The organism is Streptomyces capoamus, from assembly GCF_014654935.1.
Classification (GTDB): Bacteria; Actinomycetota; Actinomycetes; order Streptomycetales; family Streptomycetaceae; genus Streptomyces; species Streptomyces capoamus.
On sequence record NZ_BNBF01000001.1, the window covers coordinates 284,886 to 297,252 of the forward strand.

Annotated in this window: 16 protein-coding genes; 12 read left to right on the forward strand and 4 right to left on the reverse strand. The window is 71.6% G+C overall.

Translation table 11 applies throughout. The features are described from left to right. Both IE312_RS38400 and IE312_RS01345 read left to right on the forward strand, forming a co-directional pair. Window positions 1-760 (forward strand): FUSC family protein (locus IE312_RS38400; RefSeq protein WP_229898836.1); only part of this gene is annotated, 760 nt, incomplete at its 5' end. Beyond that, the gene (locus tag IE312_RS01345) at window positions 757-1,341 is read left to right on the forward strand and encodes a MarR family winged helix-turn-helix transcriptional regulator (RefSeq protein WP_189977465.1); all 585 of its coding nucleotides are present in this window, start codon (window positions 757-759) and stop codon (window positions 1,339-1,341) included. The genes IE312_RS38400 and IE312_RS01345, both read left to right, overlap by 4 nt. Before the next feature lie 249 nt (window positions 1,342-1,590). On the opposite strand, the gene IE312_RS01350 is transcribed toward IE312_RS01345, so the two are convergent. Continuing rightward, window positions 1,591-1,983, reverse strand: a complete 393-nt coding sequence (locus IE312_RS01350) for a VOC family protein (protein ID WP_189977467.1) — start codon at window positions 1,981-1,983, stop codon at window positions 1,591-1,593. A gap of 70 nt (window positions 1,984-2,053) precedes the next feature. Between IE312_RS01350 and IE312_RS01355 the strand changes: the two genes are divergently transcribed. Together IE312_RS01355 and IE312_RS01360 are read left to right on the forward strand one after the other, a co-directional pair. Continuing rightward, complete coding sequence (locus IE312_RS01355; RefSeq protein ID WP_189977469.1) at window positions 2,054-2,593, forward strand: GNAT family N-acetyltransferase; 540 nt, start codon at window positions 2,054-2,056, stop codon at window positions 2,591-2,593. A gap of 173 nt (window positions 2,594-2,766) precedes the next feature. Further along, entirely contained in the window at window positions 2,767-3,198 is a 432-nt protein-coding gene (locus IE312_RS01360) for a MarR family winged helix-turn-helix transcriptional regulator (protein WP_189977471.1), read from the forward strand. Here IE312_RS01360 and IE312_RS01365 read toward each other — a convergent pair. Beyond that, window positions 3,188-3,871 carry a glycerophosphodiester phosphodiesterase gene (locus IE312_RS01365; RefSeq protein ID WP_189977473.1) on the reverse strand — a complete coding sequence of 228 codons (684 nt, stop codon included), beginning with the start codon at window positions 3,869-3,871 and terminating at the stop codon, window positions 3,188-3,190. The genes IE312_RS01360 and IE312_RS01365 overlap by 11 nt on opposite strands. Window positions 3,872-4,274: 403 nt before the next feature. Between IE312_RS01365 and IE312_RS01370 the strand changes: the two genes are divergently transcribed. The 4 genes from IE312_RS01370 to IE312_RS01385 all read left to right on the forward strand — a co-directional run bounded on the left by IE312_RS01370 (window position 4,275) and on the right by IE312_RS01385 (window position 8,202). After that, a complete protein-coding gene (locus IE312_RS01370; protein WP_189977475.1) occupies window positions 4,275-5,672 on the forward strand; it encodes a DUF6421 family protein in 1,398 nt (465 codons plus the stop codon). A gap of 38 nt (window positions 5,673-5,710) precedes the next feature. Next, window positions 5,711-6,466 carry an SDR family NAD(P)-dependent oxidoreductase gene (locus IE312_RS01375; protein ID WP_189977477.1) on the forward strand — a complete coding sequence of 252 codons (756 nt, stop codon included), beginning with the start codon at window positions 5,711-5,713 and terminating at the stop codon, window positions 6,464-6,466. Continuing rightward, entirely contained in the window at window positions 6,463-7,533 is a 1,071-nt protein-coding gene (locus tag IE312_RS01380) for a threonine aldolase family protein (RefSeq protein ID WP_189977479.1), read from the forward strand. Before IE312_RS01375 ends, IE312_RS01380 begins: the two co-directional genes overlap by 4 nt. Before the next feature lie 78 nt (window positions 7,534-7,611). Further along, window positions 7,612-8,202: a transglutaminase-like domain-containing protein gene (locus IE312_RS01385; RefSeq protein ID WP_189977481.1), complete on the forward strand. Its 591-nt coding sequence runs from the start codon at window positions 7,612-7,614 to the stop codon at window positions 8,200-8,202. Between the two features lie 21 nt (window positions 8,203-8,223). On the opposite strand, the gene IE312_RS01390 is transcribed toward IE312_RS01385, so the two are convergent. Further along, window positions 8,224-8,952, reverse strand: coding sequence for a lysophospholipid acyltransferase family protein (locus tag IE312_RS01390; RefSeq protein ID WP_189977483.1), 729 nt, complete (start codon window positions 8,950-8,952; stop codon window positions 8,224-8,226). Between the two features lie 232 nt (window positions 8,953-9,184). Then, complete coding sequence (locus tag IE312_RS01395; protein ID WP_189977485.1) at window positions 9,185-9,604, reverse strand: DUF4395 domain-containing protein; 420 nt, start codon at window positions 9,602-9,604, stop codon at window positions 9,185-9,187. A 75-nt stretch (window positions 9,605-9,679) separates the two neighbouring features. Here IE312_RS01395 and IE312_RS01400 point away from each other — a divergent pair, with 75 nt between their 5' ends. The 4 genes from IE312_RS01400 to IE312_RS38405 all read left to right on the forward strand — a co-directional run. Continuing rightward, complete coding sequence (locus tag IE312_RS01400; protein WP_189978209.1) at window positions 9,680-10,093, forward strand: TlpA family protein disulfide reductase; 414 nt, start codon at window positions 9,680-9,682, stop codon at window positions 10,091-10,093. Between the two features lie 208 nt (window positions 10,094-10,301). Then, window positions 10,302-10,811 (forward strand): flavin reductase family protein, encoded by a 510-nt coding sequence (locus IE312_RS01405; RefSeq protein ID WP_189977487.1) that lies wholly within the window; start codon window positions 10,302-10,304, stop codon window positions 10,809-10,811. 227 nt (window positions 10,812-11,038) lie between these two features. Beyond that, window positions 11,039-11,824 carry an electron transfer flavoprotein subunit beta/FixA family protein gene (locus tag IE312_RS01410; protein WP_189977489.1) on the forward strand — a complete coding sequence of 262 codons (786 nt, stop codon included), beginning with the start codon at window positions 11,039-11,041 and terminating at the stop codon, window positions 11,822-11,824. Window positions 11,825-11,877: 53 nt separating this feature from the next. Continuing rightward, the coding region (locus IE312_RS38405) for an electron transfer flavoprotein subunit alpha/FixB family protein (RefSeq protein WP_368859984.1) at window positions 11,878-12,367 on the forward strand (490 nt) is incomplete at its 3' end.

The window sequence follows — 12,367 nt, forward strand, 5'->3', positions numbered from 1 at the left end:
CGCCCTCGCCGGGTACGCCGCCCTGGCACTGGGCGTCGGCCGCCCGTACTGGGCGCTGGTCACCGCGGCCTCCCTCTATCAGGCCAACGTCAGCCTCACCTGGAACCGGAGCGTCCAGCGGGTGGTCGGCAACCTCGTCGGCGTCCTCGTCTTCGCCGCGCTCGCCCCGCTCGCCCATCTGCACCCCGCCGCCCTGGTGCTGTCCTGCCTCGCCCTCAACTTCGGCGCCGAGGCGCTCATCGGCCGCAACTACTGGCTCGGCACCGTCTGCGTCACCCCGATGGCGCTGCTCATCACCGAGTTCGCCCGCGCCCAGAACCCCGCCGAGCTGATCACCGACCGGATCGCGGACACCCTCGTCGGCGCCCTGGTCGGTTTCCTCGCCGCCGTCGCCGTCACCAACCGGCGCGCCGGCGACCGCCTGGAGCAGGCGCTGACCGCCGCCGAGCGGGCCCGCGAGGACGCCGCCCGCCTGCTCGCCGCGCCGCGACCGGCACCGCGGGCCCTGGAGTCCGCCCGCCGCGCCCTCGCCGCCGCCCTGGTCGACCTGCGCGCCACCGCCGACGCCGCCGCCGGCGAGTGGTGGCAGCGCGCCCTGCCCGAGGAGCGGGTGGTGCTCACCGAGCGGTCCGGACACCGTACGCTCGCGGCGACGGTACGGCGTCAGGGGCTCGTACCGCGGGACCGGGACGAGGCCCCGGGCCGGGAGCACGATGGTGACCAGGACCCGGGCAGGACGACGGAGGACATACGGCCATGACGGCGACGAACGGCGCAACGACGCCGCCCGCGAGCGACACCGCCGGTACCCGGCCGGGGGCCGGCACCGACACCGCGCGCGGTGACACCGTCTCCGCCGTCGTCCGCCAGTGGCGGGCCGTCCACCCCGAACTGGACACCGGGCCCATGGAGATCATCGGCCGGATCAACCGCTGCGCCGCGCTGCTCCAGCAGGCCGAGGACGCCCCGCTGCGCCGGGCCGGCCTGAGCCGCCCCGAGTTCGACCTGCTCGGTGCGCTGCGCCGCACCGGCCACGAGCTGACCCCCGGGGAACTGGCCCGGGAGACCTTCTCCTCCGGGGCCGCCGTCACCAAGCGGGTCAAGCAGCTGACCGAGCGCGGGCTGGTCGAGCGGCGCGGCGACACCCGCGACCGCCGCGTCGCCCACCTGCGCCTCACCGACGCCGGCCGTGACCTGGTCGACGGCATCCTCCCCGACCAGCTCGCCTACGAGACCGCCGTGCTGTCCGTCCTGGCCCCCGAGGGACAGGGCGAACTGGCCGGCCTGCTCGCCGAGTTGCTCACCCGGCTGGAGGGCCGCATGGGGGCACTGCGTACCTGACGGGCACCGGCCGGTCCTCAAGCACGCGAAGGGCCGGGGGACTACGGCGGCTTCCCGGCCGCCGGCCGGCCCGTGTACGGCACGACCGGCGCCGGCCCGGCCCCCTCCCTCACCACCACCGCGCCCTGGCCGATGCCGGCCCGGTGCCCTTCGCCCACGGGCACCGCACCCCTGGTCGGACGCCCGACCGGGGCCCCCGCCCCCGGGCGCAAGCTCGTCCGGTGACCCGCACCCGGTCCCCGCCCCCGCTCAGATGCCCGGCCGGTACCGCAGGGGATGGTCGGCCGGGATCTCCACCAGGACGATCCGGGTGCCGTCCGGGTCGCTGATCCACATCTCGATCAGGCCCCAGGGCTCCTGCTGCGGAGGCCGGAGGATCTCGACGCCCTTGGCCCGCAGTTCCTCGTGCGCGGCCGTCACGTCCGCCACCTGGAGCCACAGGCGCACGGCGGGCGACGGCGGGGTGTCGGTCCGGCCGGAGACCTCCAGGAATCCGCCGCCGAGGAAGTACACCGTCCCGCGGGCGGGACCCGTACCGAACTCCCGGTACACCGGCAGGCCCAACTGCTCGCCGTAGAAGGCGCGGGACCGCTCGGGATCGGTGGGCTGGAGCAGCGTGCGGCTGCTGAGTACGTGCACCATGCAGCGGAGGCTAGCGGCAGGGTTACCCTCAACCCTGGCTCAGCCACGCCCGAGATCGGAGACCACCGCCATGGACACCCCCGCCACCGGACTCACCTTCCGCGACGCCACCGACGGTGACGTCGACGCCCTGGTCGCCCTCGTCGAGTCGGCGTACCGCGGCGACAGCAGCCGGGCCGGGTGGACCACCGAGGCGGACATCCTGGAGGGCCAGCGGACCGACCCGGAGGGCGTGCTGGAGGTCGTCAAGTCGCCCGACAGCCGACTGCTGACCGTCGAGCAGGACGGCCGTATCGTCGCCTGCTGCCAGCTGGAGCACCGCGGTGACCACGCCTACTTCGGCATGTTCGCGGTCAGCCCGTCCCTCCAGGGCGCGGGCCTCGGCAAGGCCGTCCTCGCGGAGGCGGAGCGGCAGGCCCGGCGGAGCTGGGGGGCGACGGAGATGCACATGACGGTGATCTCGGTCCGCGACGACCTGATCGCCTGGTACGAGCGCCGGGGTTACCGCCGTACGGGACGGACGAGCCCGTTCCCGTACGGCGACGAGCGCTTCGGCATCCCGCAGCGCGACGACCTGGAGTTCGAGCTGCTGGTCAAGGAGCTCGCCTGACCAAGCCGGTGCCGGCACCGGGCACGGGCGTGCGGGGATCACTGCGCGGCGCAGCGAAAGGTAGTAGTCTGCTGCGCGGCGCAGTCATTGCGCCGCGCAGCGAACATGCCGTGCAGGGGCATCGTGCTGCGTCGACGCCGGGCCGACCGGTCCGCCACCGAAGGAGCGCGCGCATGAAGCCCATCGGCTACTGGCTCAACCGCACCGACAAAGCACTCACCCGTTCCATGAACGGCATGCTGGAGGAGTTCGGGCTCACCCGCATCACCTGGCAGGTCCTCAACGTCGTCCACGACACCCCCGGGACCGCCGGAACCGCCGACACCGACGTCCTGTCGACCCTCGCCGCCAACGCCGACACCGCCACGCTGGCCCGAGCCGTCGACACCGCGCTCGCCGACGGCTGGGCGAGCCGTCCCGCACCGGGACTGCTCACCCTCACGCCCGGCGGCCGCCGGCGCCTGACCGGCGTGGCCGCGCGCGTCGACGCGTTCCGCGAGCTGTCGACGGCCGGTGTCTCCCCGGAGGAGTACCGCACGGCCGTCCGTGTCCTGGAACGCATGAGCCGCAACCTCGAAGAAGCGGAGGGCGGGGTCAGGCCGTGAAGCGTCCCGTGCGCTTGATCTCCGGGTAGTCCGTCGTCGCCCCGTCCAGCTCCAGGGCCCGTACCAGGCGCAGGTGGTCCTGCGTGTTGACCACCCAGCCGATGATCCGCAGCCCGGACGCGCGCGCGTGCTCGACGATCTCCAGGGTGAGCCGGCGGATGTTGAGACACACAGTCGCCGCGCCCACGGCGACGGCGCGGTCCACCACGTCGGTGCCGTACCGGCTCGCGACGAGCGCCGTGCGCACGCCCGGCACGAGGCGCGCGATCTCGGCGACCGCCTCGTCGTGGAACGAGGACACCTCCACGCGCGCGGTCAGGTCCCGGGCGCGCAGCACCTCGGCCAGCGCCCGCGCCGCCGCCACGTCCTTGATCTCGGCCTGCAGCGGCACGTGCACCGCCTCCAGGACCTCCTCGAACACCGGCACCCGCTCCCCGCGGCCCGCGTCCAGGGCGCGCAGCTCGGCGAGGGTCTTGTCGGCGATCGGTCCGGACCCGTCGGTCGTACGGTCCACCTCGGCGTCGTGCATGACGACCAGGGCGCCGTCCTTGCTCAGGTGCAGATCGAGTTCGATCAGGTCGAGGCCGGCCCGCTGCGCGGCGGCGAAGGAGCGGAGGGTGTTCTCGGGCTCGACGCCCATGACACCGCGGTGACCGATGGTAAGGAAGTTCAAGGTTCAACTCGCTTCCGTCGACGGCGGCTCGGCGGCGCGCGGACCGACGGACCCGTCCGGACGACGTCGTCCACGCAGCAGGCTCGCAGCCTAACGGCCGGGCCGCGCGTTGAACCCGTGGCGGCGCCGGGCATTCGGGAGCGGGGGCGGGCGCCCGTTGGCCGGTAACCACCCCGGCTGTCACTCTCCCGTGGGCGCGTCCGCGCGCGCCTTGACCGCTCCGGTCGCCGCTCCGCCGGCACTCGCCGCCGTCGACGGAAGTGAGCGCCGTCACGGTTTACGGCAGGAAAAACATTCGTGACCAAGGGGGCTGGCAGAAGAATTTCCCGCCCCTGCTCTTGCTGAAAGAAACCGGGTATGCCTACGGTGTCCGCACGCTAGGTTCTCCTGTGGAGGATGGGACATGACGGAAATTCTTGTGCAGTCGGGTGCGGAGGATCGGGTATCTCCGCTGACCAGGGTGGTGGAGCATCCGGCCTGGCCCGTGCTCAAGGATGCCGTGGAGCAGATCCGGCCATGGCAGTCGAAGGACGGATCGATCGACTTCGCCGCCGAGGGCGCGCCGGAGCGGGCCGACGCGGTCGCGGCCGTGGAGCGTGTCGTGCACGCCGTCGGGCAGCTCTCCCCGCTCCTCCCGCACGATGCCGCCTACCACCAGGCGCTGGTGGAGGACCTCCGCCGCTGGGCCGAGGGCGGCTTCGAGGTGCCGGACTTCCTGGACTCCCTGCTGGCCTTCAACCCGGCCGCCCACCGCGCCGACGGCCTGCAGCACCTGGTCGTCTTCCCGATGTACACGCAGAACGGCAACCCGGACCGCAACCTCGAGGCGGTCGTGCTGCGCATGGTGTGGCCGGACTGGCTGGCCGAGCTGGAGCGCACCCGGTACGACAACCCGCTCTTCTGCGGCATCACCTTCGAGGACTTCACCTCGGGCTACGACACCAACTCCGCGGTCCTGTTCCCGGAGACCATCGCCGTCCGTGAAGCGCCGGAACGTTTCTCCTGGGGTGGCATCTTCTGCGACCGCGAGGCCGCCCGCTTCCGCCGGGTGACCGAGGCCGCCGTGGACATCCTGGGCCTGCGCCTGCCCGAGGACATCGCTGCCATGGTCCACGACCAGAAGCGCTGCGAGGAGGCCTTCGTGCTGTGGGACATGGTCCACGACCGCACCCACAGCCACGGCGACCTGCCGTTCGACCCGTTCATGATCAAGCAGCGCCAGCCGTTCTGGATGTACGGCCTGGAGGAGCTGCGCTGTGACCTCACCGCCTTCAAGGAGGCCGTGAAGCTGCAGGCGGACGGCGTCCCGCAGGCCCGCGACGTGCAGTACGCGGTGCTCTTCGACCGGATGTTCCGCTTCCCGGTCACCGGCGACCGCAACCGCAACTACGACGGCCTCGGCGGCCAGCTGCTCTTCGCCTACCTGCACAAGCACGACGTCGTCCGCTGGACCGACAACAAGCTCTCCATCGACTGGGAGCGCGCCCCGCAGGTCACCAACCAGCTGTGCGCCGAGATCGAGAAGCTGTACAAGGACGGCATCGACCGTCCGAAGCTGGTGCACTGGTTCGCCGGTTACGAGCTGGTCTCCACCTACCTCGCCCCGCACCCCGGTTCCAAGTGGGCCAAGGGCCCCGACGCCCTGGACCTGACCCAGCCCCCGCGCAAGCTCGTGGACGACGTGCTCCCGGACGAGTTTCCGCTGAGCATGTTCTATGAGGCCCTGTCCAAGAAGCTGAAGAATGTGATCGCCTCCACCAAGGGCATCACGGCGGACGGCGCCGAGCGGGTCGCCGCGTGAGCGACCGCGTCCAGGACACTGCTTCTAAGGGGAAGAACATGCGGAACGGCGCGAACGGACCTCTCAGCGGTGCGGTGATCGCGGTGGCCGGAGCGGGCGGACCCGCCGGCCGCGCGGCCCTGATGCGCCTGGCCGAGGCGGGGGCGACCGTCATCGGCGCGGACAACGACCCGCAGCGGCTGTCGGAGGCCGTGGACGCGGCCCGTTACGCCTCGGGCGGCGCCTCCGTCACCGGCGACACGGTCGACCTGCTGGACCTGCAGTCCACCCGGGACTGGGCCGCGCACATCGAGAAGGACTTCGGGCGGGTCGACGGCCTGGTGCACCTGGTCGGCGGCTGGCGCGGCAGCGAGACCTTCACCAAGACCAGCCTCGACGACTGGGACTTCCTGGAGCTGCTGCTCGTCAAGACCGTGCAGCACACCTCCCTGGCGTTCCACGAGGCACTGCAGCGCAGCGAGCGCGGCCGGTACGTCCTGATCAGCGCGGCCGGCGCCTCGAAGCCGACCGCCGGCAACGCGGCCTACTCCGCGGCCAAGGCCGCCGCCGAGGCGTGGACGCTCGCCATGGCCGACTTCTTCCGCAAGGCGGGCGGCGCCGAGGGGCCGACGTCCGCGGCTACGATCCTGGTGGTCAAGGCGCTGGTGCACGACGCGATGCGCGCCGAACGCCCCAACGCGAAGTTCGCGGGCTTCACGGACGTCAAGGACCTGGCCGAGGCCATCGAGGACGTCTGGAGCAAGCCCGCCGCAGAAGTGAACGGAAACCGTCTGTGGCTGACCGAGAAGCCGTGAACCCTCCCAGGACCGACGCGCGTCGCCACCACGACCCGCAGGTCCGCGGTTTCGCCAGTGACAACTACGCCGGAGCCCACCCCGAGGTGCTGGCCGCCCTGGCCCTGGCCAACGGCGGCCACCAGGTGGCCTACGGCGAGGACGACTACACCGCGAACCTCCAGGGCATCATCCGCAGCCACTTCGGTGCCGGAGCGGAGGCCTTCCCGGTCTTCAACGGCACCGGCGCGAACGTCCTCGCGCTCCAGGCGGTCACCGACCGCTGGGGCGCGGTGATCTGCGCCGAGAGCGCCCACATCAACGTGGACGAGGGCGCTGCGCCCGAGCGCATGGGCGGGCTGAAGCTGCTCACCGTGCCCACGCCCGACGGCAAGCTGACGCCCGAACTGATCGACCGGCAGGCCTGGGGCTGGGAGGACGAGCACCGCGCGATGCCGCAGGTCGTGGCGATCACCCAGAGCACCGAACTGGGCACCCTGTACACGCCCGAGGAGATCCGGGCCATCTGTGAGCACGCCCACGCCCGCGGCATGAAGGTGCACCTGGACGGTTCCCGGATAGCCAACGCCGCCGCCTCCCTGGACGTGCCCCTGCGGACGTTCACGAACGCGGTCGGTGTCGACATCCTCTCGCTGGGCGGGACGAAGAACGGCGCGGTGTTCGGCGAGGCGGTCGTCGTCCTCAACCAGGACGCGGTGCGGCGCATGAAGCACCTGCGGAAGACCTCGATGCAGCTGGCGTCGAAGATGCGTTTCGTCTCCGTGCAGCTGGAGGCCCTGCTCGCCAAGGACCTGTGGCTGCGCAACGCCCGGCACGCCAACGAGATGGCCCAGCGGCTCGCCGAGGGCGTCCGCGCGGTGCACGGCGTGGAGATCCTCTACCCGGTGCAGGCGAACGGCGTCTTCGCCAGGCTCCCGCACGACGTGAGCGAGCGGCTGCAGAAGCGGTTCCGGTTCTACTTCTGGGACGAGGCCGCCGGCGTGGTGCGCTGGATGTGCTCCTTCGACACCACCGAGGACGACGTCGACACCTTCCTGGCGGCGCTCAAGGAGGAGATGGCCCGCTAGCCCGAGGTGCTGCATAGATATGCGGCCACCCGAAAAGTCATTGACGTTCGGGTGGCCGCGTTTCTATGCTTCGCGGGCATGGAGCTGATCCAGAACACCGCCGACCTCTCCGCCTACTTGGCCGCCGATGAGGCCATCGACCATCATCATCCGGTGGTCAGACGGACGGCCGGGCGACTGGCCGCCGAGGCCACGGATTCGTATGACTATGCACGGGCCGCCTTCGCATACGTCCGGGACGCCGTCGCGCACTCCCAGGACTCCGGCGACCCGCGGGTCACCTGGCGCGCCTCCGACGTGCTGGCCCTGGGCACCGGCATCTGCCACGCCAAGTCCCACGCCCTGGCCGCGCTGCTGCGCGCCGAGGACATTCCGACCGCCCTGTGCTACCAGCGTCTGACCCGCGACGAGGGCGGCCATGTCCTGCACGGTCTGGTCGCCGTCCGCTTCCACGGGGCCTGGCACCGGCAGGATCCGCGCGGCAACAAGTTCGGCGTCGACGCCCGCTTCTCCCTGACCGGCGAGCGACTGGCCTGGACCCCCGACCCCGCCGCCGGCGAGCGGGACCATCCGCTTTTGTACGCCGAACCGCACCCGCTCGTCCTTGCCGCCCTGCGCTCGGCCCGGGACCGGGCGCACCTGTGGAGGACGCTCCCCGACTCCCTCTGAGGCTGCGTGTGCCGCGAACGGTCAGTGGACCGGCGCCGTGCGCAGTTCCTCCGCCGTCGGAGCCGTGCCGCCCAGGTGCGAGGGCAGCCACCAGGTGTCCTCGGGACCCCTGGGGCGGCCCGGGTAGGCGCGCTGGGCGGCCTCCAGGAGCTCCTGGACGCGCTCGCGCAGCCGGCGGGTGATGGCGCCGGCGTACTGGTCGCGGGGCGCTTCCACCGCCTCGCCGACGCGGATGGTGACGGGCAGGTGGCTGCGCTTGAAGTTGCGCGGGTGGCCCTTCGTCCACAGCCGCTGCGTGCCCCAGACCGCCATCGGGACCAGCGGGACCCCCGCCTCCTGGGCCAGGCGGGCCGCGCCCGACTTGAAGCTCTTCAGCGTGAACGACTGCGAGATCGTCGCCTCCGGGAACACCCCGATGATCTCACCCGAGCGCAGCGAGTCGAGGGCGTGCGCGTACGCCGTCTCGCCCTGCCCGCGGTCCACCGGGATGTGCTTCATCCCGCGCATCAGCGGCCCGGAGACCTTGTGCCGGAAGACCGACTCCTTCGCCATGAACCGCACCAGGCGCTTCTGCGGCAGCGCGGCCAGGCCGTTGAAGACGAAGTCCAGGTAGCTGATGTGGTTGCTGACCAGCACCGCGCCGCCCGAGCGCGGGATGTTCTCCGACCCGCGGCAGTCGATGTCCAGGTCCCAGACCTTGAACAGCGTCTTGGCGAAACCGATGACGGGACGGTAGACCAGCTCTGCCATGGGCGGGGTGGGCCCTTTCTGCTCTGCTCGGGAAAGGGGGCTCCCGGCGGGAAAGTTACGCAGCCGTAGGTTTACGACGTATCGCAGATCGTGCCCGAAGAACGGACGGGGAGCCAGTCCTGGTGCCCCGCGGCGGCGAGATCCTCGTCACGTCGGCCTACATGGCCGTCTTGCCCCTCGGAGCCCCTTTACTCCGCCCGTGTCGGCGCTTTACTCCGCCCGTGCCGGCGCTTTACTCCGCCCGGGCCGGCGCCGCCCGCCTCAGCAGCAGGAACATCTCGCAGCCCAGGCAGTACCCGAACGCGGCGTTCAGGAACGCAGCGGCGAGCGCGGCTCCGGTCGCCCCCAGGCCCAGCCACTGCGGCCCCACGGTGAACCCGGCCAGGCCGAGCCCCGCGAAGACCAGCCCGACCGCCTGCGCGAACCGCGGCGGCTGCGGCGGCTCGAATTCCTCCGGCGGCCCGAGCCGCGGCCGTACCGCCGTGCGGAAGGCCCAGCCGTACGGCGAGCGGCTCACGCCCCCGGCCGCGCCGAGCGCGAAGACCAGTGTCTGCCAGCCCAGCAGCCAGGCGTTCTGCGTGCCGAGCGCCACCGCCAGCACCACCGTGGTCACGGCCGCTGCGAACCGCGGCCCCCGCGCGTCGATGTCCATGAAGCCAGCATTCCGCATGCAGGACTCCCCCCGGAGCCGGGAATCTTTGCAGTCTCGTGAATGCTTGTGCTGAAGATGACCGGACTGGTGGTGTGCCTTGCGGTGCTCGCGGCGGCGAGTGCCTACGGAGTGCTGCACAAGCGGCGGAACGGGAGGGTACGGGTGCGCGGGCGCGACGACGGCAAGCGGCTCGGGGCGGCCGAACTGGGCGGCGAACTGGGGGAGCGCGCCACGCTCGTGCAGTTCTCCAGCGCCTTCTGCGCGCCCTGCCGGGCGACCCGGCGCGTCCTCGGCGAGATCGCCGGGATGGTCCCCGGCGTGACCCACGTCGAGATCGACGCCGAGGCCCGCCTCGACCTCGTGCGCGCACTGGAGATCCTCAAGACGCCCACCGTCCTGGTCCTGGACGCCGACGGACGCGTGGTGCGGCGTGCCACCGGGCAGCCGCGCAAGGCCGACGTCATCGCCGCCCTGGGGGAGGCCGTATGAGGGAGTTTCAGGGAACGGTGGAGCATCCTCCGCGCCTCGGAACCCGCTTGACTGTGCGCACCACCTATCGTCAGTCTGACCGTATGCCGAGAGAACTCCTTCTCCACGGGCGGGTCCACGTCGACCTCGCCCGCACCGCGAGTGCGCGCTGTCCGGGTTGCTGAGCAGCCACGGACCCCGTTCACCCTCCTCGCAGAAGGACATCCGCATGACGGCCACGCCCGACCTCGGCACGCCCCGGCTCGCCTCCCCCGATCTCCTGCGCGCCACCTTCCGCCGCCACGCCGCCGGAGTGGCGGTGATCACCGCGCGTGGCGCCGACGGTCCGGTGGGCTTCACCGCCACTTCCCTGACCTCCGTCTCCGCCGAGCCGCCGTTGGTCTCCTTCGGCATCGGCACGGGCGCCTCCAGCTGGCCCGCGATGGCCGAGGTGGACCACGTGGGGGTGCACATACTCGGCGAGCACCAGGGCGACCTGGCCGCCACCTTCGCCCGCAGCGGCGCCGACCGCTTCGGTCCGCCCACCGCCTGGCGGGAGGGCCCGGAGGGCGTGCCGGTGCTGGACGGCGTGCTCGCCTGGCTGGTCTGCCGAATCGTGGGGCGGGTGCCTGCCGGTGATCACCGGATCGTGCTCGCCGAGGTGGTGCTCGGCGATCCCTCGGGCGCCGGCCGCCCGCTCCTCTACCACCAGGGCCGCTTCAACGGCCTGCGGGATTGATCACGTTCCGGATCGTTCCGCCCCTCCTGCGGAGCCGTCGAGTTCCGGTTACGCTGCGTTGCGAAGGTCACAGTTCAAAGCGCTTGCTTAGCGGGCAGGAACTGGGTGTACTGGCGAGTAATATTTCGTTCGGAGCGTGCGGACGCCCCGACCGGGATCGGCCGCTTGAGGCGCCTATGCTGCCTGCAAGAGGCAGCCCGAAATGACGATGCAGTAGGAGAGCCGGCGTGAGCTTGAGGATCGTTGTCACTGTGAAGTACGTGCCCGACGCCACTGGCGACCGGCACTTCGCCGATGACCTGACCGTCGACCGCGACGATGTCGACGGTCTGCTCTCCGAGCTGGACGAGTACGCGGTCGAGCAGGCCCTCCAGATCGCGGAGAACGCGGACGACGCCGAGGTCACCGTCCTGACGATCGGCCCCGAGGACGCCAAGGACGCGCTCCGCAAGGCCCTCTCCATGGGTGCCCACAAGGCCATCCACGTCGAGGACGACGACCTGCACGGCACCGACGCCATCGGCACCTCCCTGGTCCTGGCCAAGGCCATCGAGAAGGCCGGCTACGACCTGGTCGTCTCCGGCATGGCCTCCACCGACGGCACCATGGGTGTCGTACCGGCCCTGGTCGCCGAGCGCCTCGGTGTCCCGCAGGTCACCCTGCTGTCCGAGGTCTCCGTCGAGGACGGCGTGGTCAAGGGCCGCCGCGACGGCGACGCCGCCTCGGAGCAGCTCGAGGCGTCGCTCCCGGCGGTCGTCTCCGTGACCGACCAGTCCGGCGAGGCCCGCTACCCGTCCTTCAAGGGCATCATGGCGGCCAAGAAGAAGCCGGTGGAGTCCTGGGACCTGTCCGACCTGGACATCGAGGCCGAGGAGGTCGGCCTGGACGGTGCCTACACCAAGGTCGAGACCGCGACCGAGCGTCCGGCACGCACGGCCGGCACCATCGTCAAGGACGAGGGCGAGGGCGGCAAGCAGCTCGCTGAGTTCCTCGCGGGCCAGAAGTTCATCTAAGGGCCCGCCCCCGCTGACCGCCCCTCAACTTCGTTACGCAGGAGAGCAATCCCATGGCTGAAGTCCTCGTCTACGTCGATCACGTGGACGGTGCCGTCCGCAAGCCGACCCTCGAGCTGCTGACCCTGGCCCGCCGCATCGGCGAGCCCGTCGCCGTCGCGCTGGGCAACGGCGCCGCCGACACCGCCGCCACGCTCGCCGAGCACGGCGCGGTGAAGGTCCTCACGCACGACGCGTCCGAGTACGCCGACTACCTGGTCGTGCCCAAGGTGGACGCCCTGCAGGCCGCCCACGAGGTGGTGTCCGCCGGTGGCTCCCTGGCCGCCGTGCTGGTCCCGTCCTCCGCCGAGGGCAAGGAGATCGCCGCCCGTCTGGCGCTGCGCCTGGGCTCCGGCATCATCACCGACGCCGTCGACCTGGAGGCCGGCGACGAGGGCCCGGTGGCCACCCAGTCGGTGTTCGCCGCGTCCTTCACCACCAAGTCCCGCGTCATCAAGGGCACCCCGGTCATCACGGTCAAGCCGAACTCGGCCGCCGTCGAGG